At 69.6% G+C, this 20573-nt stretch carries 14 protein-coding genes; 7 read left to right on the forward strand and 7 right to left on the reverse strand.

Annotated features, from left to right (window positions below; all coding sequences use genetic code 11):
• The first annotated feature begins 19 nt into the window (after positions 1 to 19).
• Positions 20 to 1159 carry an acyl-CoA dehydrogenase family protein gene (locus tag OG381_RS14480; RefSeq protein ID WP_327716517.1) on the forward strand — a complete coding sequence of 380 codons (1140 nt, stop codon included), beginning with the start codon at positions 20 to 22 and terminating at the stop codon, positions 1157 to 1159.
• Positions 1159 to 2157 carry an acyl-CoA dehydrogenase family protein gene (locus tag OG381_RS14485; RefSeq protein WP_327716518.1) on the forward strand — a complete coding sequence of 333 codons (999 nt, stop codon included), beginning with the start codon at positions 1159 to 1161 and terminating at the stop codon, positions 2155 to 2157. The genes OG381_RS14480 and OG381_RS14485 overlap by 1 nt, the downstream gene beginning before the upstream one ends.
• On the opposite strand, the gene qcrB is transcribed toward OG381_RS14485, so the two are convergent.
• Together qcrB and OG381_RS14495 are read right to left on the reverse strand one after the other, a co-directional pair.
• Positions 2135 to 3769, reverse strand: coding sequence for a cytochrome bc1 complex cytochrome b subunit (gene qcrB, locus OG381_RS14490; protein WP_327716519.1), 1635 nt, complete (start codon positions 3767 to 3769; stop codon positions 2135 to 2137). The genes OG381_RS14485 and qcrB overlap by 23 nt on opposite strands.
• A gap of 111 nt (positions 3770 to 3880) precedes the next feature.
• Entirely contained in the window at positions 3881 to 4609 is a 729-nt protein-coding gene (locus OG381_RS14495; protein WP_327716520.1) for a vWA domain-containing protein, read from the reverse strand.
• A gap of 145 nt (positions 4610 to 4754) precedes the next feature.
• Between OG381_RS14495 and OG381_RS14500 the strand changes: the two genes are divergently transcribed.
• Positions 4755 to 5669 (forward strand): rhomboid family intramembrane serine protease, encoded by a 915-nt coding sequence (locus tag OG381_RS14500; protein ID WP_327716522.1) that lies wholly within the window; start codon positions 4755 to 4757, stop codon positions 5667 to 5669.
• The gene (locus tag OG381_RS14505) at positions 5666 to 6574 is read left to right on the forward strand and encodes a chitosanase (RefSeq protein WP_327716524.1); all 909 of its coding nucleotides are present in this window, start codon (positions 5666 to 5668) and stop codon (positions 6572 to 6574) included. Before OG381_RS14500 ends, OG381_RS14505 begins: the two co-directional genes overlap by 4 nt.
• Here OG381_RS14505 and OG381_RS14510 read toward each other — a convergent pair.
• On the reverse strand, positions 6571 to 7626 hold the full coding sequence (locus tag OG381_RS14510; protein WP_327716525.1) for a glycoside hydrolase family 113: 1056 nt from the start codon (positions 7624 to 7626) through the stop codon (positions 6571 to 6573). The two genes, OG381_RS14505 and OG381_RS14510, sit on opposite strands and share 4 nt — an antisense overlap.
• An 11-nt stretch (positions 7627 to 7637) precedes the next feature.
• Entirely contained in the window at positions 7638 to 9509 is a 1872-nt protein-coding gene (locus OG381_RS14515) for a polysaccharide deacetylase family protein (RefSeq protein WP_327716526.1), read from the reverse strand.
• Positions 9510 to 10030: 521 nt separating this feature from the next.
• Between OG381_RS14515 and OG381_RS14520 the strand changes: the two genes are divergently transcribed.
• From OG381_RS14520 to OG381_RS14530, 3 genes are all read left to right on the forward strand, one after another.
• Positions 10031 to 11200: a glycosyltransferase family 2 protein gene (locus OG381_RS14520; RefSeq protein ID WP_327722461.1), complete on the forward strand. Its 1170-nt coding sequence runs from the start codon at positions 10031 to 10033 to the stop codon at positions 11198 to 11200.
• A gap of 116 nt (positions 11201 to 11316) precedes the next feature.
• Complete coding sequence (gene wecB / locus OG381_RS14525) at positions 11317 to 12483, forward strand: non-hydrolyzing UDP-N-acetylglucosamine 2-epimerase (RefSeq protein WP_327716527.1); 1167 nt, start codon at positions 11317 to 11319, stop codon at positions 12481 to 12483.
• A 203-nt stretch (positions 12484 to 12686) separates the two neighbouring features.
• Positions 12687 to 13277 (forward strand): family 16 glycoside hydrolase, encoded by a 591-nt coding sequence (locus tag OG381_RS14530; protein ID WP_327716528.1) that lies wholly within the window; start codon positions 12687 to 12689, stop codon positions 13275 to 13277.
• A gap of 119 nt (positions 13278 to 13396) precedes the next feature.
• Here the strand turns inward: OG381_RS14530 and OG381_RS14535 are convergent, their stop codons facing one another.
• From OG381_RS14535 to OG381_RS14545, 3 genes are all read right to left on the reverse strand, one after another.
• Positions 13397 to 14857 carry a glutamate synthase subunit beta gene (locus tag OG381_RS14535; RefSeq protein ID WP_307032080.1) on the reverse strand — a complete coding sequence of 487 codons (1461 nt, stop codon included), beginning with the start codon at positions 14855 to 14857 and terminating at the stop codon, positions 13397 to 13399.
• Positions 14850 to 19448, reverse strand: coding sequence for a glutamate synthase large subunit (gene gltB / locus OG381_RS14540; protein ID WP_327716529.1), 4599 nt, complete (start codon positions 19446 to 19448; stop codon positions 14850 to 14852). The genes OG381_RS14535 and gltB overlap by 8 nt, the downstream gene beginning before the upstream one ends.
• A gap of 371 nt (positions 19449 to 19819) precedes the next feature.
• Complete coding sequence (locus OG381_RS14545) at positions 19820 to 20551, reverse strand: VIT1/CCC1 transporter family protein (RefSeq protein ID WP_327716530.1); 732 nt, start codon at positions 20549 to 20551, stop codon at positions 19820 to 19822.
• Positions 20552 to 20573: the final 22 nt, after the last annotated feature.

A 20573-nucleotide genomic window follows, 5' to 3' on the forward strand; every position in this document is an offset into this window, starting at 1 on the left:
CGTCGAAGGGCTGTTGCCGATGGACCTCGCCTTCACGCGGGAAGAGGAGGCCTTCCGGGCCGAGGCCCGTGCGTGGCTGACCGCCCATGTGCCGTCCGAGCCGCTGCCTTCCCTGGAGACGGCGGAGGGCTTCGCGGCGCACCGCGCGTGGGAGGCCGAACTGGCCGCGGACCGCTGGTCGGTGGTCGACTGGCCGACGGAGTACGGCGGCCGGGACGCGGGGCTGGTCCGCTGGCTGCTGTTCGAGGAGGAGTACTACGCGGCGGGCGCCCCCGGACGCGTCAACCAGAACGGGGTCAGCCTGCTCGCACCGACCCTCTTCGACCACGGGACGCGGGAGCAACGCGCGCGTGTGCTGCCGTCGATGGCCGGTGGCGAGGTGGTCTGGGCGCAGGCGTGGTCGGAACCGGAGGCCGGTTCGGACCTGGCGTCCCTGCGCTCGAAGGCGGTCCGTACGGCGGGCGGCTGGCGGCTGAGCGGGCAGAAGACGTGGTCGTCGCGGGCGGCCTTCGCGGACCGTGCGTTCGGCCTGTTCCGCAGCGACCCGGACGCCCCGAAGCCGCACCAGGGTCTGACGTACCTGATGTTCGATCTGCGTGCGCCGGGCGTCACGGTCCGGCCGACAGCCCGCCTGGACGGCAAGCCGGCCTTCGCGGAACTCTTCCTCGACGAGGTGTTCGTGCCGGACGAGGACGTGATCGGGGAGCCGGGGCAGGGCTGGCGGATCGCGATGTCGACGGCGGGCAACGAACGGGGGCTCAAGCTCCGCTCCCCCGGCCGTTTTCTGGCCGCCGCGGACCGTCTGCACCGGCTGTGGGAGGCCCAGGGCAGCCCGGCGTGGGCCGGCGACCGGGTGGCGGACGCGTTGATCGGAGCCCGCGCCTACCGGCTCTTCACCTTCGCGGCGGCCTCCCGTGTCCTGGACGGCGCGGCACTGGGCCCGGAGTCCAGCCTCAACAAGGTCTTCTGGTCGGAGTACGACATCGCGCTGACGGAGACGGCCCTGGATCTCCTGGGCGCCCAGGGCGAGTTGGCGGACACCGACTGGTCCGAGCGCTACGTCTTCTCCCTCGCCGGCCCCATCTACGCGGGCACCAACGAGATCCAGCGCGACATCATCGCCGAGCGCCTGCTCGGCCTGCCGAAGGGACGCCGGTGATGAGGTTCCTCGTGGACGCCGAGCAGCGTGCCTTCGGTGCCTCGCTGGACGCGATGCTGACCGCCGCGGACACCCCGGCGGTGATACGGGACTGGAGCCGGGGCGACCATGTGAGGGGGCGCGCGGTGTGGGCGCGGGTCGCGGAGGCGGGGGTCTTCGCGCTGGCGGTTCCGGAGGCGTACGAGGGGATGGGCCTGCGGCCCGTCGAACTCGCGCTCGCCTTCGTCGAGTTGGGCCGGCATGCGGTGCCCGGCCCGCTGGTGGAGACGGTCGCGGCGGCGGCACTGCTGGCGGGGCTGGACGACCAGGGTCCGGCGAAGCGCTGGCTGCCCGCGCTGGCCTCGGGCGAATCGGCGGCAACGCTGACCACGGGGCCGTACGCACTGGACGCGGACATGGCCGGCCTACGGCTGACGATCTCCCCCTCCCTCAGCGGTCCTGCCGCGGCCACCCCCACCGAACTCCGCCTCGCTCCCCCGCCCGGCCCCCCGCTCCCCTCCCTCGACCCGGCCCGCCGCCTCTTCCCGGCCGACCCCCACCGCGGTGAACTCCTCGCCACCGACCCGAAGTCCCTCACCTCGGCCCTGCTGCTGGCCCGCCTCACCACCGCCGCCCAGGCCCTCGGCGTCGGCCTCGCGCTCCTCGACAGGACCGTCTCCTACGTCGGGCAACGCACCCAGTTCGGCACCCCCATAGGCTCGTTCCAAGCCGTGAAGCACCGCCTCGCCGATGCCAAGGTCGCCCTGGAGTTCGCCCGCCCCCTGCTCCTGGGCGCCGCCCTGACCATGGCGCCGGAGGATGTCGCCGCCGCGAAGGTCACCGCGTGCGAGGCGGCGTACACCACCGCCCGTACCGCGCTCCAACTGCACGGCGCGATCGGGTACACGGCGGAGTACGACCTGTCGCTGTGGCTGACCAAGGCCCGCGCCCTGCGGACCGCGTGGGGCGGCCCGGACGAGTGCCGGGCCGCCGTCCTCAGTGGTGGTCGCCGCTGCTGATCTGCCGGTACTCCTCCGCCGTCGGCTTGGGAATCCGCGTCTCGGGCCCGAACATCACATACGCCAGCCGCGCCCGCACCCGCTGGGAGACCGTGACCGGCCGCCGCACACCGTTCGTGTCGAGGAGCGGTCCGATCTCGTACGGCGGGTTCTGCTCGTGCTGGGTGAGGGTGTGCAGCCGGTCCTGCGCGAGGGGTTCGTGGATCTCGACGTACTCCCCGTGCGGGAGCCGTTTGATGACGCCCGACTCCCGGCCGTGCAGCACCGTGTCCCGGTCCCGGCGCTGAAGCCCCAGACAGACCCGCTTCGTCACGATGAACGCGAGGACCGGCACGACGAAGACGGAGATCCGCACGAACCAGGTGATCGCGTTGATGGACAGATGCAGATGCGTGGCCACGACGTCGTTGCCGCCGCCGATCAGCAGGACGACGTACAGGCTCAGCCAGGCCACGCCGAGGCCGGTCCGCACGGGGACGTTGCGCGGCCGGTCCAGGATGTGGTGCTCGCGTTTGTCGCCGGTGATCCACGCCTCGACGAAGGGGTAGACGCCGATGGCGAGCAGGATCAGCGGGAAGAGCGAGAAGGGGATGAAGACACCCAGCACCAGGGAGTGGCCCCAGGCGCTGATCTCCCATCCCGGCATCACCCGGATCAGACCCTCGGAGAAACCGAGATACCAGTCGGGCTGGGCGCCGGTGGTGACCAGGTCGGGGCGGTAGGGGCCGAACGCCCACACGGGGTTGATCTGGGCGAGGCCGCCCATGAGCGCCAGCACCCCGAAGACGAGGAAGAAGAAGCCGCCCGCCTTGGCCGTGTACACCGGCAGGAGCGGCATCCCCACGACCGTCCTCTCGTCACGGCCGGGCCCCGGGTACTGCGTGTGCTTGTGGTAGAAGACCAGGATCAGATGCGCGACCACCAGGCCCAGCATGATCCCCGGCAGCAGCAGGACATGGATCGGGAACAGTCTCGGGATGATGTCGTGGCCCGGGAACTCCCCGCCGAACAGGAAGAAGGACAGATACGTCCCGATGACCGGGACCGACAGGATCGCGCCCTGCGCGAAGCGGATACCGGTGCCGGACAGCAGGTCGTCCGGGAGGGAGTAGCCGGTCAGTCCGGTGAGGATGCCGAGCATCAACAGGGTCCAGCCGAACACCCAGTTGAGTTCGCGGGGCTTGCGGAACGCGCCGGTGAAGAACACCCGCATCATGTGCACGAGCATCCCGGTGACGAAGACCAGCGCCGCCCAGTGGTGGATCTGCCGGATCAGCAGCCCGCCGCGCACGTCGAAGCTGATGTCCAGCGTGGACTCGAACGCCCGGGTCATCACGATGCCGTTGAGGGGCTCGTACGAGCCGTGATAGACGACTTCGACGCCGCTGGGCTCGAAGAACAGGGTGAGATAGATGCCGGTGAGGATGATGACGAGGAAGCTGTAGAGGCAGATCTCGCCGAGCATGAAGGACCAGTGGTCGGGAAAGACCTTGCGCATGTTGGCCTTGGCCAGCCCGTACAGGCCGAGCCGCCCGTCCGCCCAGTCGGCGATCCTCTCGCCCTTCGCGGGGGTCCGTCCCCGCGCCTCGTCCACCGATCGCGCGCCGTCCATAGGCCGTCGCCTCTCTCGTCGGAGCACCTTTCAGAGTGGCACGACGACGCGGCTGAGCCAACGGCGAGCGCACGAGGGACTCCCGCGAACTCGCCCCGGACGGCGTCCGGTTCAGGCGCCCGGCGCGATGATCCCCTGCGCTCGCGCGGCCACCAGCCACTTCGGGAACTCCCCGACGATCTGGTCGTACAGCTCGGTGTCGGACACCTTCCGCGGCTCCGCACCGGCATGGAAGAACCCGGCGTTGTCGACGACCCGCTTGTCCGGGACGGACAGGTCGTCGAGCTTGCGCAGATAGTCGAACTGCTTGCTGCTGGCGTCCCCGAACCCGATGAACTGCCAGAACAGCGGGAGCTTCGCGGCCTTGCACAGGTACCGTTCGGCGGCGAGCTTGTTGATCGGGCCGCCGTCGGTCTGGAAGACGACGAGGGCGGGTGCCCGCGAGCCGCTGTCGAGGTAGTGGTCGATGACCGCGTCCATGGCCAGGTGGTAGCTGGTCTTGCCCATGTGCCCGAGCCCGGCCACGATCCGTTCGATCCGCCCCTGGTGGTCGGCGAGCGCGATCTCGGTCTCGGCGTCGACCTCGGTGGAGAAGAACACCACCGGCACGGTGCCGTCGTCGTCGAGGTGGGCGGACAGTCCCAGCACCCGGTCGGCGAGCGCCTGCACACTGCCGTCCTTGTAGTACGGCTTCATGGACCCGGAGTAGTCGACGACGAGGTAGACCGCGGCCCGCAGCCCGTCCAGGCCGTGCTTGCGCAGCGAGACCCCTGCGCTCTTGTAGAGGCTGACCAGCGCGGGCGCGGTCTCCTCCACCTTGGTGAGACTGATCGCGGACATCCGAGCTCCCCCTTGCCGCCCTTTTGAACGTGCCGAGCGTACGTCACGGGAGGCCCGCCGCTCGCCCTGTCCCCAGGCGTTCGCTATTTTGTTCGCCGCCGCACCAACCGGCTCATCGATCGTCCCTCGCCCCTAGGAGCCGGCTGTGGAACCCGAGTCCGCCGTCACCACCTGTTACCGCCATCCCCAGGTGGAGTCCCATGTCCGCTGCACCCGCTGTGAGCGGTACATCTGCCCGGACTGCATGCGCGAGGCGGCCGTCGGCCACCAGTGCGTGGAGTGCGTGAAGGAGGGCGCGCGGTCCGTCCGCCAGGCCCGGACGGTCGTCGGCGGGCGGGTGTCGGCGGTGCCGCTGGTGACGTACGTCCTGATCGGGCTCAATGCCCTGGTGTACCTCGGCGAGGTGATCCGCCCGGAGATCGTGGACCGCTTCGCGATGCTGACCGCCGCTCTGGTGGGCCCGGACGGCGGCCACTACGTCTACCAGTCCTCCTACCCGTCGGACTTCCACGCGGAGGGCGTGGTGGCAGGGCAGTGGGAGCGGCTGCTGACCAGCGGCTTCCTGCACCTGGAGCCGACCGAGGGAACGTTCGGCCTGATGCACATCGTGATGAACATGTGGTCGCTGTGGCAGCTCGGCCGGGTCGTGGAGCCGATGCTGGGCCGGGTCCGCTATCTGGCGCTGTACCTGCTGTCGACGGTCGGCGGTTCGGTCGCGGTGCTGCTGATCGCCGCCCCGGGAGAGGGTGCCGTGGGCGCCTCGGGGGCGATCTTCGGCCTGGGGGCGGCGTACTACGTCCTGGCCCGCCGCGTGGGCGCGGACATGGGGGCGGTCAACCGCCTCATGGTCTTCCTGCTCGTGTGGCTCGCGGCCTCCGCGGCCTTCACCTCGTGGGAGGGCCACCTCGGCGGCCTGCTCACGGGCGGCGCCGTGACGCTGGCGTACGCGTATGCTCCCCGCGGGCCACGGCGCGGGCTGATCCAGACGGTCGCCTGTGTGGCGCTGCTGGCGCTGCTCATGGTCCTGTCGATCGTGAAAGTCTCGGAGCTGACCCGGTGAAACGAGCAAGGACCCTTGTGCTGTTCGCGGCCGTACCCGTCGTCATCACGGCGGCGGCCTACCTGCTCGCCCCCACGGACTCCGCCGACACCCAGGGAAAGCCGTCGGTGTCCGCCTCGCAGCGGGCGCTCGAGGAGGCCAAGAGCCGGGCCGAGGACGAACAGGCGGCGGACGACGAGGCGATCGCCGCCCTGCCCCCCGGGCTGTCCGCACCCGCCAAGAAGGAGCTGGCCCAGCAGATCGTGGCGAGCGCCGAGAACTCCACCCTCGACTGGCGCTCCGCCTACGGCTACATCGAGGACATCGGGGACGGCCAGGGCTACACGGCCGGCATCATCGGCTTCTGCACCGGGACCCACGACCTGCTCACCCTGGTCGAGCGCTACACGAAGGCCCACCCGGACAACGGTCTGGCCCGCTATCTGCCCGCCCTGCGCGAGGTCGACGGCACGGACTCCCACGAGGGCCTGGACCCCGGCTTCACGAAGGCCTGGAAGGCGGAGGCCGAGGTGGCGGCCTTCCGCCAGGCCCAGGACCAGGAACGCGACCGCGTCTACTTCGACCCCGCGGTCCGCCTCGCCAAGCTGGACGGACTGGGGACGCTGGGCCAGTTCGTCTACTACGACGCCATGGTCTTCCACGGTCCCGGCACCAACGCCACCAGCTTCTACGGCCTGCGCGAACGCGCGATCCACGAGGCCGACCCGCCCTCCGAGGGCGGCTCCGAGAAGGCCTACCTCGACATCTTCCTCGACATCCGCGAGCAGGCCATGCGCACCCGGCACGGGGACATCGACACCTCCCGCGTCGACACCGCGCAACGGCGGTTCCTGTACGACGGGAAGCTGGACCTGGACACACCGCTGACGTGGCAGGTGTACGGGGAGACCTTCAAGGTGCCTTAGGAGGAGGTCTCCTCGGGGACGTCCCGGGAGGCGCCCCACGTCTCCCGCAGTACCCGCTCCGCCGGTTTGCCGTGCGGGGTGTACGCCAGCTTCGCGGGGGTCTCGCCGCTGTCCGGCCAGTCGTCCCACATCCACCAGCAGACCCCGGCCCACCAGTCGCGGCCGGTGAACGTCTCCAGCAACGCCCGGTAGGCGGCGGCCTGTTCGGCGTCCCCGTCACGGTCGCTGAGGTCCCAGGCGTACGGTGCGGTGGTGGAGCCGCGCTGGCTGACGTAGCCGGCCTCGGTGAACAGGATCCGCCGGTCCTGGCGCCGGGCGAACGCGGCGAGTTCCTCGGCGATCGGCTGCCAGGCGCGGCGCAGGCGGGCGGTGTCCTCGGTGGGTCTGCCGGACAGCGGCCAGTAGGCGTCGATGCCGATGAGGTCGAGCTCCTTCCAGAAGCGGATCTTGCGGTACTCGTCGTAGTTGGCGGCGTAGGTCAAAGAGCCGTCGTAGTGGTCGCGGACGGTGTCGACGACCCTGGTCCAGGCCTCGGTGTCGCCGGAGACCCCGGCGAGTTCGGTGCCCACCGCGAGCCGTTCGGCGCCCGTGTCGGCCGCGATGCCGGCGTAGTGGGTGAGGAAACGGCGGTAGGCGGTGAACCAGGCGGAGCTGTCGCGGGGGCGGATCTCGGCGCGGTCTTTGTCGCCGGGCAGGTCCACATGCGGCTTGATCATCACCTTGAGGCCGGCCGCGTGGGCACGGCGCACGATCCGTTCCAGGCTCGCGTCGCTGGCGGTCTCCTCGGTGGGGCGCATGACCGTGTCGGTGCGCCGCTGCTGGTACCAGGTCGGGGTGAAGGTGACCCAGCGGGCCCCGGTCGCCCGGATGTCCCGCAGATAGCGGTCGGCGGCGGGGCTGTCGTAGTCGGTGCGGTACCAGGACGGCAGGGTGATGCCGCGCATCGTCGAGGTCGCTTTCTTGCCACGGGAGCCGCCGGAGGGCTTCGTGGTCGTACAGCCGGCGGCGAGGAGGACCGCCACCGCGGCAGCGGCGACGGCCCTCCTCTTCATGAGCGGTGTCCTCACAGGCTCGTCGGGCTGACGAAGGTGTAGCCGAGGGCCTCGATGCCGTCGATCGTCTCCTTGAGCGGCTGGGTCGGGAAGTACGGGTGGTAGAAGAAGCTGGCGAACCCGTCCCGGACGGCCAGGTTGGCCCTGGCCGAGGCGATGAGGTCGGCCGGCAGCCGTGGCGGATGGTTGTTGTAGGCGTCCGGCTCGTAGTTGCCGATGTTCTCGGGCAGCACCTTGGTGCCGTACACGTCCCGCACCACGTACGGGAAGAACTGGCCGATGAACACGTTGGGTCCGGCGGAGTTGCCGCTGAGCGTTCCGGAGAAGTACAGCGAACGCTCCAGGCGGGCCGCGTAGTTGGCGCCGAACACCCGGTAGTCGGTGGCCGATGCCGCGTAGTGCGGGGTGGTCCACAGCGTCGGCTTCGGCAGCCCGGCGGCGGTGAACGCGGCGAGCGCGCTGGTCACCCGGCCCTGTGCCCAGGCGGTGGAGTCCCCGGCGACCGGGCCGTCGTAGACGACGTTGTCGGAGGCGTCGACGTGGGCCCGGTAGAACTCGAAGTCGTCGCCGGTGACGCCGTTGTAGGGGTTGGCGACGGTGCCGTACTGGTGGGTGTAGCCGTGGTTCATGAGGACCGCGCCCCGGGCCAGCATGTACTTCAGGGCGCTGACCACCTGCGGCCGCTGGGCGAGGGTGACCGTCTCGGGGACCCCGTTGTTGTAGGTGCCGTTGGGGTCGGTGTAGACGGGGATCACGTTGATGCCGTAGGCGATGTTCTCCGCCTTCAACAGATCGGCCATCGCCCGTAGTTCGGCGGGTTCCGAGTCGGGGCTGATGTCCTCCAGGCGCAGGAGCGCGCGGTGCCGTTCGGTGGTGGCCGGCGCGAGGGCGTCGAAGAGGAGGTCCTCCAGGACGATGATCCGGTCGCTCTCGGAGACGTACGCGAACGGGATCTCACCGATGTAGGTCAGGTTGGACGACCGCACGGCCCATCCGAAGGTGTGGGCGTTGGAGGTGTCCAGTCCCTCCGCGACCCTGGTGACGGCGGGATAGCCCGGTCCGGTGAGGACGTTGGGGCGCAGCACTCCGCCGTCCTGGCCCGCCGGGATCTTCCGGGTGAGGGCCCGGGTCTTGTACGTCACCTGTGTCACGGTGCCGATCGAACCACCGTCCTCGTAGTACGACGTCGTCGGGTCCCAGCCGTACTTCTGCGTGAACTGGGCTACGCCCACGGAGTTGGCCATGTTCCAGATGTTGGCACCCATCCAGATCACGGGCTTGGTCGTGGTGGAGGCGTCCTGGTAGAAGGCGGCCGGGATGGCGTCCGGGGTGTCGCAGCAGTAGTAGGTCGAGCCGATGTAGACCACGGCCGTGTACGAGTTGACCATGCCAGCCGTGTACTGCTGGACGGGCTTGGCGGTCACGGTGCCGAAGTGGCCCGCCAGGTTGGCCGCGGCCATGGCGTACAGCTCGCCCAACTGCCCGTAGGGGCCCGCGGTGTCGTAGAGGACGAGGGTGGTCGGGTCGGCCGCGGCGGCGACGTCGGCGGCCTGCAGCAGCGCGGCCTGCCGGGTCACGGCGGTGGCGGTCCGGACCGGGAAGGCGGTCGCGGTCGACAGGGTGGTCGCCGAGGGCTTCTGGCGCTGTTTCGTGTGGCGTGCCCGGTCGGCCTTGAGCTGGGACTTCGCCCAGCTCTTGAGATCGACGCGGCTCAGTCCGGATGTGCCGCCGACGTTCTCGCGGCCGGGCCGGTCCCCGCCCGGGGCGGCCTGGGCGCCCGCGGCCAGGAAAGTGCCGCTGAGCAGGGCGGCGACGAGCAGCAGGAGCACGGAGAACTTCGGAATTCGTCGTCTCCGGGTACGGATCACTGGTCTCACGGTCATTCCCCCCACTTTGCCAATCCTTGGCAAAGGTTTTTCACAATAGGAAGTCACCGATTCTTATGACCGCCACGAGGAGTGTCAATGACTTGAAGGGTGAATTCCTGCAGTACCAGGAGACGACACCGGAAGATCGGACATGTCCTTTTTCTGATTAACCCTCTGAGCCACCCCCGACGTCTGCTACGTTCACCTTCGCGCGATGGGGACGCGCTGTGAAATGTGTGGGGGGACAATGTACGGACGACCCGCCCTGGGGGCTCTGCTGCCTCTGGCAGGGGCGATGGCCGCGCCAGAAGCCGTGCCAGGGCTACCTTTGGCCAAAGCCTTACAGGCAACGGCCGGAGCCGGATTCCTGCTCTATTGCCTGACCGCCTGCCTGATACTGCTGGCCCGGACACGGCTGCGCCACCAGGCACGAAAAGCGCAGGCCACCGCCGGGAGCAGCCATGATCACTGAGCTGCTCCTGTGGTCGAGCATCACTTTGATCATTATGGCCGGCTGCTACAACACCAGCCTCTTTATGCTGTCGAGGCGCAGAATTCGCCGGTCTCGAACAGACCGGAGAGACCGGTTCTATGTATTTCTTCTGGCCTGCCTCAACGAGGAGAAAGTGCTTTCCGAAAGCCTGTCGCGGATCACTTCGCTGCCTGCTCGGAATTTTATGGCACTGGTGATCGATGACGGTTCGGACGACCGCACCTCACAGATCGCGCTGGCCGCCGATCCGGCCGTGGTCCGACTGCACCGGCGCACTCCGCCGAATGCCCGTAAAGGCAAAGGCGCCGCACTCAACGACGGCGTACGTCACCTGCGGGAATCCGGTCTGCTCGCCGGTCACGACCCGGCGGACGTGGTCCTGTGCGTGGTCGACGCGGACGGACGGCTGGACCCGCATGTCGTGCAGTCGGTCGACCCGTATTTCGACAACCCGAGAACGGGCGCGGTCCAGATCTGCGTCCGTATGTACAACCGGGATCTCGGGCTGCTCGCCCGCATGCAGGACATGGAGTTCGTGGTCTACGGCGACGTCTTCCAGAGCGCACGCCGCTCCATCGGCAGCGTGGGCATGGGCGGCAACGGGCAGTTCATGCGGCTGTCGGCGCTCGACACCCTGGACGGGGAAGGACCTTGGAGCGACAGCCTCACCGAGGACCTCGACCTCGGGGTGCGGCTGATCGCCAAGGGCTGGACCAACCAGCACTGCACCACCGCCGCGGTCTCCCAGCAGGCCGTGCTCAGCCTGCGGCGCCTGATCCGCCAGCGGTCCCGCTGGTTCCAGGGCCACCTGCAGTCGGCCAACCTCGTCCCGCTCATCCTCCGGGACGTCCCGACCCGTGCCGCACTCGACCTGCTCTACCACCTCTCCAGCCCGGTGCTCATCCTGCTCACCTCGCTGCTGCCGCTGTCCTTCCTCGTCGCCGTCGGCGCCACCACCGTGGCCTCCGTCCAGGCGGGACAGTCGCTCGTCTCACCCATGTGGCTGCTCGGCCCGTATCTGCTCTCGTTCACCGCCGCCTACGCGTACGGCTTCATCTATGCCAAGCGTGAGCGGGAACTGGGCCTGGTGCGCTCGGTCCTGCTCGCGCATGTCTTCGTCTTCTACGGCTACATCTGGTTCTTCGCCGGCTGGTGGGGATTCTGGCGGATGCTCACCGGCCAGCGGGGCTGGCTGAAGACCGCACGCACCTGAGGACATTCAGGCCGCGCCCGATCCCCGCGCGGGTCCTCGTCTCCTGCTCGTCGTACCTCTCTCATCACCCTCGACGTGGTCGCTGCGCCGATCACGCATGCCCAAGGGGGGCACCCATGTCCACACCTTCGTCTGTCATGCCCGTACGCGCCCTGCTCGTGCTCGGCACCCGGCCCGAAGCCATCAAACTGGCGCCCGTGGCGCGGGCGATGGCCGCGAGCCCGCAGTTCGAACCGATCGTCGTCACCACCGGCCAGCACCGCGAGATGCTCCACCAGATGCTCGGCATGCTGTGCGTCGACGTACGCATCGCGCTGGACGTGATGCGCAGCCGGCAGCAGTTGTCCGACCTCACCGCCCGGCTGGTCGGGGAACTCGGCGGGGCCATGCGGGAGCAACGGCCCGACCTGGTCGTGGTGCAGGGGGACACCACGACCGCGCTGGCCGGTGCCCTGGCCGCCTTCTACGAGAAGATCCCGGTCGCCCATGTGGAGGCCGGACTGCGCACCGGCGTCATCGACAACCCCTTCCCGGAGGAGCTCAACCGCAGCCTCATCGGCCGTATCGCCCGCTGGCACTTCGCCCCCACCCCGGCCGCGGCCCGGCATCTGACCGACGAAGGTGTCTCCGAGGAGCAGGTGTTCACCACCGGCAACACGGTGATCGACAACCTGCTGTGGGTGCTCGCCGAGGGCACCGGAGCCTCCGCGTTCCGCACCACGGGCCCCAAGCGGATCCTGGTCACCCTGCACCGCCGCGAGAACCAGGGCGAACGGATGCGCGGCATGGGACGGGCGCTGGCCCGGCTCGCCCGGCGAGGGGACGTGGAGATCGTGCTGCCGCTGCACAAGAGCCCGGCCGTGCGGGAGGTGCTGCTGCCCGAACTCGACGGTCACCAGGGCGTCTCCCTCGTCGAGCCGCTCGGCTATCTGGACTTCGCGGCGACCCTGGCCGAGTGCGACCTCGTCCTCACCGACTCCGGCGGCATCCAGGAGGAGGCCCCCAGTCTCAGCAAGCCCTCGCTCGTGCTGCGGACGACCACCGAGCGGCCCGAGGCGGTCGAGGCCGGATCGGCCCGGCTGGTCGGCACGGACCCGGAGACCATCGTGGCCTGGGCGGAGAAGCTCCTCGACGATCCGGTGGAGTACCGGCGGATGGCGAGCGCGGGCAATCCGTTCGGCGACGGCCGGGCCGCGCGCCGGATCCTGGACCAACTGGCCGAGGACTTCGCCGCCGATGTCCCGGTCGGCCTGACGGCATCCGGGCCATACTCGACGGCATGACGCCGTCACTCCTGCGCTCGCGCCGACGGATCGCCCTGATTCCGCGGGGACTTCGGACGGGGCTTCGGTCCGGGCCCCGGTCCGGGCCTCCGCCGGCGCGTCCACCGGGGTCCGCGCCGGAGCTTCCGTCGGGACCGGGGCGCAGGAGCCGCATCCTGGCCGGAGTCGCACTGGCCCTCACGCTCGCGATCGGACTGTCCGTCATGGTGAGCCAGTGCGGCGCGGACCCCGAGCCACGGCAGACCGCCCCCTGGTCCGACGGCTCCACCCACGGCCGCTGGACCTCGGTGTTCAACGGCCACGGCACCAACACCGGCGACGACGACTCGCTGTCGCTGTCCCCGATGCCCGCCGAGGACCCCGGCACCACCCATGCCGGGCTCGTCGTCAGCACCGCCTCCTACGACGACCTGGGCTTCGAGGCGCGGATGCGCACGGTCGAGCAGCTGCGCACCCCGCACCCGAACCCGTGGGAAGTGCCCTGGCTGGTCTGGGCGTACACGGACCCGGAGCACTTCTACTACATCACCCTCAAGCCGAACGGCTGGGAGCTCGGCAAACGGGACCCCGCGTATCCGGGCGGGCAGCGGTTCCTGGCCACCGGGCACGAGCAGTTCCCGGTGGGCGAGTGGTCCTCGGTGCGGGTGGAACAGAAGGGGCCGGTGCTCACCGTGGAGGTGGACGGAAAGCCGCTCGTGAGCTTCACCGACGCCGAACGCCCCTATCTCCAGGGCCGGGTGGGCGCCTACACCGAGGACGCCACGGTCGATTTCGAGGGGCTCGACGCCTCCTGAGCATGCGACGGCGCCTGCCCTCCGTCCGGTCGGGGACTGGGAAGGCAGGCGCCGTCAGTGTTCCGTACGCCTTTGTACGGGACGTTCTCTGGGGCCGGTCAGGGCCTTGTGACGAACCGTCAGACCATCAGGGAGCGGTCCGTCGGACGGATCGGGGCCGGCAGTTCGCTGGCGCCGGTCAGGAAGCGGTCGACGCCGCGGGCGGCCGAGCGGCCCTCCGCGATCGCCCACACGATGAGGGACTGGCCGCGGCCCGCGTCACCGGCGACGTACACACCGGGGACGTTGGTCTGGAAGTCGGCGTCGCGGGCGATGTTGCCGCGCTCGTCGAGCTCCAGGCCGAACTGCTCGACCAGACCGTTCTCCCGGTCGGTGCCGGTGAAGCCCATCGCGAGAGTGACCAGCTGGGCGGGGATCTTGCGCTCCGTGCCCGGCTTGGAGGTCAGCTTGCCGTCGATGAACTCGACCTCGCTGAGGTGCAGCCACTGGACGTTGCCGTCCTCGTCGCCCTCGAAGTGGGTGGTGGAGACGGAGTAGACCCGCTCGCCGCCCTCCTCGTGCGCGGACGTGACCTTGTAGAGCATCGGGAAGGTCGGCCAGGGCTGGTTCGGCGCCCGGTCCTCTCCGGGGCGGGGCATGATCTCCAGCTGCGTGACGGAGGCCGCGCCCTGGCGGTGGGCGGTGCCCACGCAGTCGGCGCCGGTGTCGCCACCGCCGATGACCACGACGTGCTTGCCCTCGGCGGTGATGGGGGGCGCCACGAAGTCGCCCTCCTGCACCTTGTTGGCCAGCGGCAGGTACTCCATCGCCTGGTGGACGCCCTTGAGCTCGCGGCCGGGGACCGGGAGGTCACGGGCGGTCGTCGCACCGGCGGCGATGACGACGGCGTCGTACCGCTTGCGCAGGTCGGTCGCCTTGAGGTCGCGGCCGATCTCGATGCCGGTACGGAAGCGGGTGCCCTCCGCGCGCATCTGCTCGATGCGGCGGTTGATGTGCCGCTTCTCCATCTTGAACTCGGGGATGCCGTAGCGCAGCAGGCCGCCGACGCGGTCGGCGCGCTCGTAGACGGCGACGGTGTGGCCGGCCCGCGTGAGCTGCTGGGCGGCGGCCAGGCCCGCGGGGCCCGAGCCGATGACCGCGACGGTCTTGCCCGACAGCCGCTCCGGGGCCTGCGGCTCGACGTCACCGCTGTCCCACGCCTTGTCGATGATCGAGACCTCGACGTTCTTGATGGTCACGGCCGGCTGGTTGATGCCGAGCACACACGCCGACTCGCAGGGGGCCGGGCAGAGGCGACCGGTGAACTCCGGGAAGTTGTTGGTCGCGTGCAGACGCTCCGAGGCGGCGGACCAGTCCTCGCGGTAGGCGAAGTCGTTCCACTCGGGGATGAGGTTCCCGAGCGGACAGCCGTTGTGACAGAACGGGATACCGCAGTCCATGCAGCGGCTGGCCTGCTTGCTGATGATCGGCAGCAGGGAGCCGGGGACGTAGACCTCGTTCCAGTCCTTCAGGCGTACGTCGACGGGGCGGGACTTGGCGACCTCGCGCCCGTGGTTCAGGAAGCCCTTCGGGTCAGCCATTGATCGCCGCCTCCATCATCTTCTCGGTGATCTCGGTCTCGGAGAGACCGGCCTGCTCGGCGGCGGCCTTGGCGGCGAGCACAGCCTTGTACGTGCTGGGGATGATCTTGCTGAAGCGCTCCACGGAGGTGTCCCAGTCGACGAGCAGCTTCTCGGCGACCGTGGAGCCCGTCTCCTCGGCGTGGCGGCGCACCACGTCGTGCAGCCACTGCTTGTCGGCCTCGTCCAGCGCCTCGACGGCGTTCACGTTGCCGGCGTTGACGTTGTCGCGGTCCAGGTCGATGACGTACGCGATGCCGCCGGACATACCGGCCGCGAAGTTACGGCCCGTCTCGCCCAGGACCACCGCGTGGCCGCCGGTCATGTACTCGCAGCCGTGGTCGCCCACGCCCTCCGAGACCACCAGCGCACCGGAGTTGCGGACGCAGAAGCGCTCACCGGAACGACCGCGCAGGAACAGCTCGCCGCCGGTCGCGCCGTAGGCGATGGTGTTGCCCGCGATCGTCGAGAACTCGGCGAGGTGGTCGGCGCCCCGGTCGGGACGGACGATGACCCGGCCGCCGGAGAGGCCCTTGCCGACGTAGTCGTTGGCGTCGCCCTCCAGGCGCAGCGTGACACCGCGCGGCAGGAAGGCGCCGAAGGACTGGCCCGCGGACCCGGTGAAGGTGATGTCGATGGTGTCCTCGGGCAGGCCCGCACCGCCGAACTTCTTCGTCACCTCGTGGCCGAGCATGGTGCCGACCGTGCGGTTGATGTTGCGGATGGCGACCTGGGCGCGCACCGGCTGGGCGTCGGTGGCGCTGGACGCGGCCAGGGCGTCGGCGGCGAGCTTGATGAGCTCGTTGTCGAGCGCCTTCTCCAGGCCGTGGTCCTGCTCGATGACCTGGTGCAGCGGGGTGCCCTCGGGCAGTTCGGGCACGTAGAAGAGCGGGGACAGGTCCAGGCCCTGCGCCTTCCAGTGGTTGACGGCCCGCTCCACGTCGAGGGTCTCGGCGTGGCCGACGGCCTCCTCGATGGAGCGGAAGCCCAGCTCGGCGAGGATCTCGCGGACCTCTTCGGCGATGAACTGGAAGAAGTTCACGACGTACTCGGCCTTGCCGGTGAACCGGTCGCGCAGCGTCGGGTTCTGGGTGGCGATGCCGACCGGGCAGGTGTCCAGGTGGCAGACGCGCATCATGACGCAGCCGGAGACGACGAGCGGCGCGGTCGCGAAACCGAACTCCTCGGCGCCGAGCAGCGCGGCGATGACGACGTCACGGCCGGTCTTGAGCTGGCCGTCGGTCTGGACGACGATGCGGTCGCGCAGGCCGTTGAGCAGCAGCGTCTGCTGGGTCTCGGCGAGGCCCAGCTCCCAGGGACCACCGGCGTGCTTGAGCGAGGTCAGCGGCGAGGCGCCCGTACCGCCGTCGTGGCCCGAGATGAGGACGACGTCCGCGTGTGCCTTGGAGACACCCGCGGCGACCGTGCCGACACCGACCTCGGAGACCAGCTTCACGTGGATCCGCGCCTGCGGGTTCGCGTTCTTCAGGTCGTGGATCAGCTGGGCCAGGTCCTCGATGGAGTAGATGTCGTGGTGCGGCGGCGGGGAGATGAGGCCCACGCCCGGCGTCGAGTGACGCGTCTTGGCGACCCACGGGTAGACCTTGTGGCCGGGCAGCTGACCGCCCTCGCCGGGCTTGGCGCCCTGGGCCATCTTGATCTGGATGTCGTCCGCGTTGACCAGGTACTCGGAGGTCACACCGAAGCGGCCGGAGGCGACCTGCTTGATGCTGGACCGTCGCGCCGGGTCGTACAGGCGGTCCGCGTCCTCGCCGCCCTCACCGGTGTTGGACTTGCCGCCCAGCTGGTTCATGGCGATGGCGAGGGTCTCGTGCGCCTCCTTGGAGATGGAGCCGTACGACATGGCGCCGGTGGAGAAGCGCTTGACGATCTCGGAGACCGGCTCGACCTCGTCGACGGAGATCGACGGGCGGTCCGACTTGAAGCCGAACAGGCCGCGGAGCGTCATCAGCCGCTCGGACTGCTCGTTCACGCGGTCCGTGTACTTCTTGAAGATGTCGTAGCGGTTGCTGCGCGTCGAGTGCTGGAGGCGGAAGACCGTCTCCGGGTCGAACAGGTGCGGCTCGCCCTCACGGCGCCACTGGTACTCGCCGCCTATGTCCAGGGCGCGGTGAGCCGGCGCGATGCCGGACGCCGGGTACGCCTTGGCGTGCCGGGCGGCGACCTCCTTGGCGATGACGTCGATGCCGACGCCGCCGATCTTGGTGGCCGTGCCGTTGAAGTACTTCTCGACGAAGGCCGCGTCGAGACCGACGGCCTCGAAGACCTGGGCGCCGCGGTAGGAGGCGACGGTCGAGATGCCCATCTTGGACATGACCTTCAGAACGCCCTTGCCCAGCGCGTAGATCAGGTTGCGGATGGCCTGCTCGGGCTCGATGTCGGAGAGGAAGGTGCCGGCGCGGACGAGGTCCTCGACGGACTCCATCGCCAGGTACGGGTTCACGGCCGCGGCGCCGAAGCCGATCAGCAGGGCGACGTGGTGGACCTCGCGGACGTCACCGGCCTCGACCAGCAGACCCACCTCGGTGCGCTGCTTGGTGCGGATGAGGTGGTGGTGGACGGCCGCGGTGAGCAGCAGCGACGGGATCGGCGCGTGCTCGGCGTCGGAGTGCCGGTCGGACAGGACGATCAGCCGGGCGCCGTTGTCGATCGCGGCGTCGGCCTCGGCGCAGATCTCGTCGATGCGTGCGGCGAGGGAGTCACCGCCGCCGGAGACCCGGTAGAGGCCGGAGAGCGTCGCGGCCTTCATGCCGGGCATGTCGCCGTCGGCGTTGATGTGTATGAGCTTGGCCAGCTCGTCGTTGTCGATGACCGGGAAGGGCAGCGTGACGGTCCGGCAGGACGCGGCGGTCGGCTCCAGCAGGTTGCCCTGCGGACCCAGCGAGGAACGCAGCGAGGTGACGAGCTCCTCGCGGATGGCGTCCAGCGGCGGATTGGTGACCTGCGCGAACAGCTGGGTGAAGTAGTCGAAGAGGAGACGCGGACGCTCGCTCAGCGCGGCGATCGGCGAGTCCGTACCCATCGAACCGAGCGGCTCACCGGCGGTCTTGGCCATCGGCGCGAGGATGATGCGCAGCTCTTCCTCGGTGTAACCGAAGGTCTGCTGGCGCCGGGTGACCGAGGCGTGGGTGTGCACGATGTGCTCACGCTCGGGCAGGTCGGAGAGCTCGATCTCGCCGGCCTCCAGCCACTCCGCGTAGGGGGCTTCGGCGGCGAGCTGCGCCTTGATCTCGTCGTCCTCGATGATGCGGTGCTCGGCGGTGTCGACGAGGAACATCCGGCCGGGCTGGAGGCGGCCCTTGCGGACGACCTTGGCGGGGTCGATGTCGAGGACGCCGACCTCGGAGCCGAGGACGACGAGGCCGTCGTCGGTGACCCAGTAGCGGCCGGGGCGCAGACCGTTGCGGTCGAGCACCGCGCCGACCTGGACGCCGTCGGTGAAGGTGACACAGGCCGGGCCGTCCCACGGCTCCATCATCGTGGCGTGGAACTGGTAGAACGCGCGCCGGGCCGGGTCCATGGAGTCGTGGTTCTCCCACGCCTCCGGGATCATCATCAGCACGGAGTGCGGCAGCGAACGCCCACCGAGGTGGAGCAGTTCGAGCACCTCGTCGAAGGACGCCGAGTCGGAGGCGTCCGGCGTACACACCGGGAAGACGCGCTCGAGGGCCTTGTCGTCGTTGCCGAACAGGTCGGAGACGAGCTGCGACTCGCGGGCGACCATCCAGTTGCGGTTGCCCTTGACGGTGTTGATCTCACCGTTGTGCGCGACGAAGCGGTAGGGGTGCGCGAGCGGCCACGACGGGAAGGTGTTCGTGGAGAAGCGCGAGTGGACGAGCGCGATGGCCGAGGCGAAGCGGCGGTCGGACAGGTCCGGGAAGAAGGGTTCGAGCTGGCCGGTGGTCAGCATGCCCTTGTAGACGATCGTGCGCGCGGAGAGCGAGGGGAAGTAGACGTCGACCTCGCGCTCGGCGCGCTTGCGCAGCACGAACGCCTTGCGGTCGAGGTCGATGCCGGCGCTGGTGCCGTCGGCGACGAAGAGCTCGCGGAAGGCGGGCATCGTCGAACGCGCGGTGGCGCCGAGGAGTCCGGGCGCGACGGGAACCTCACGCCAGCCGAGGACGGTGAGGCCCTCTTCGGCGGCGATGGCGTCGATCTGCGCGATGGCGTCCTCGGTGCCGTCCTCCGGCAGGAAGGCGATACCGACGGCGTACGCACCGGCCTCGGGCAGCTCGAACTCGGCCACCTCGCGGAAGAACGCGTCCGGGACCTGGGTCAGGATGCCCGCGCCGTCACCCGAGTCGGGCTCGGAGCCGGTGGCACCGCGGTGCTCCAGGTTGCGCAGAACGGTCAGCGCCTGCTCGACCAGCGCATGGCTCGCCTCGCCGGTGAGGGTGGCCACGAAACCGACGCCACAGGCGTCCTTTTCGTTGCGGGGGTCGTACATACCCTGCGCAGCAGGGCGAGCATCCATGAAGGACCACTTCTGGCCATTCCCGGAGTGCTGGGACGGCTGGCGCGGCGTACGCATCGGCTCTCCCGTCGTCGTCTCAAGTGGCATATCTGCGTGCCGAGGGACGACGTTGGCCCTCTGCGTGTGCGCAAAATTTCGTGCAGGTTACATGATGGAGCGGATCTCGGGAACCGGATACCCCGTTCCAACATGCGGACGCCACGGGGTCGCGAAGCGGGTGTCGCGGACGTGGCTCGAAGTATGTGGGACCGAACAGGACAGATCAGTGTCCATCGGCCCAGGGGGCGGGGGGAGCGGCGTCGCCCACCTCGCGGATGCACGGCAGGCGTCATTGCCCACAGCGCTTACGGCTCATGCCCAGTGGTTAAGCATTCGAAACCAGTGAGTAACGGCTACTTATGCGGCCCAACGCATAAGTTCCAGTCGACCTATCCTACGGCCGTTCCGAAGACACTGCCCAGGGCGTACGTCACACCGGCCGCGGCACCACCGAGCGCGAGCTGCCGCAGTCCGCTGAACCACCAGCTCCGCGCGGTCACCTTGGCCACCACGGCACCACAGCCGAAGAGCCCGACCAGCGCGAGCAGCAGAGCGGGCCACAGCGTGGTGGCACCCAGCAGATAAGGCAGTACGGGAAGCAGGGCCCCCAGCGCGAACGCGCCGAACGAGGACACGGCGGCGACGAGCGGCGAGGGCAGATCCCCGGGGTCGATCCCGAGCTCTTCGCGCGCGTGTATCTCCAGGGCCTGCTCGGGGTCCCGCGACAACTGACTGGCCACCTCGCGGGCGAGCCGGGGCTCGACACCCCGGGCCTCGTAGAGGGCCGCGAGCTCGGCCTCCTCGTCCTGCGGATGCTTGCGGAGCTCGCGCCGCTCGACATCCAGCTCGGCCTCGACGAGCTCGCGCTGCGAGGCGACGGAGGTGTACTCACCGGCGGCCATGGAGAAGGCGCCGGCGGCGAGCCCGGCAAGGCCCGTCAGCACGATGGCCTGCTGCCCGACGGCTCCGCCGGCGACACCGGTCATGAGGGCGAGGTTCGAGACGAGCCCGTCCATCGCCCCGAAGACGGCGGGCCGCAGCCACCCCCCGTTCACATCGCGGTGCGTGTGGTTGTCACGGTGCGCCTCGTGCAGTGGCGCCTCGGTCTCGATGATGGCCATGCGGGGTCCCCCAGTAAGCTGA

The organism is Streptomyces sp. NBC_00490 (genome assembly GCF_036013645.1).
GTDB lineage: Bacteria > Actinomycetota > Actinomycetes > Streptomycetales > Streptomycetaceae > Streptomyces > Streptomyces canus_F.

Excerpts from the sequence above, each read along its gene's own strand:
- OG381_RS14520 (WP_327722461.1), top strand. The coding sequence starts at position 10,031 with ATGCTGTCGAGGCGCAGAATTCGCCGGTCTCGAACAGACCGGAGAGAC.
- OG381_RS14545 (WP_327716530.1), bottom strand. The coding sequence starts at position 20,551 with ATGGCCATCATCGAGACCGAGGCGCCACTGCACGAGGCGCACCGTGAC.
- OG381_RS14495 (WP_327716520.1), bottom strand. The coding sequence starts at position 4,609 with ATGTCCGCGATCAGTCTCACCAAGGTGGAGGAGACCGCGCCCGCGCTG.
- OG381_RS14530 (WP_327716528.1), top strand. The coding sequence starts at position 12,687 with ATGGTGAGCCAGTGCGGCGCGGACCCCGAGCCACGGCAGACCGCCCCC.
- OG381_RS14510 (WP_327716525.1), bottom strand. The coding sequence starts at position 7,626 with ATGAAGAGGAGGGCCGTCGCCGCTGCCGCGGTGGCGGTCCTCCTCGCC.
- qcrB (WP_327716519.1), bottom strand. The coding sequence starts at position 3,769 with ATGGACGGCGCGCGATCGGTGGACGAGGCGCGGGGACGGACCCCCGCG.
- OG381_RS14535 (WP_307032080.1), bottom strand. The coding sequence starts at position 14,857 with ATGGCTGACCCGAAGGGCTTCCTGAACCACGGGCGCGAGGTCGCCAAG.
- OG381_RS14485 (WP_327716518.1), top strand. The coding sequence starts at position 1,159 with ATGAGGTTCCTCGTGGACGCCGAGCAGCGTGCCTTCGGTGCCTCGCTG.
- OG381_RS14515 (WP_327716526.1), bottom strand. The coding sequence starts at position 9,509 with ATGACCGTGAGACCAGTGATCCGTACCCGGAGACGACGAATTCCGAAG.
- OG381_RS14480 (WP_327716517.1), top strand. The coding sequence starts at position 20 with ATGGACCTCGCCTTCACGCGGGAAGAGGAGGCCTTCCGGGCCGAGGCC.
- gltB (WP_327716529.1), bottom strand. The coding sequence starts at position 19,448 with ATGCGTACGCCGCGCCAGCCGTCCCAGCACTCCGGGAATGGCCAGAAG.
- wecB (WP_327716527.1), top strand. The coding sequence starts at position 11,317 with ATGTCCACACCTTCGTCTGTCATGCCCGTACGCGCCCTGCTCGTGCTC.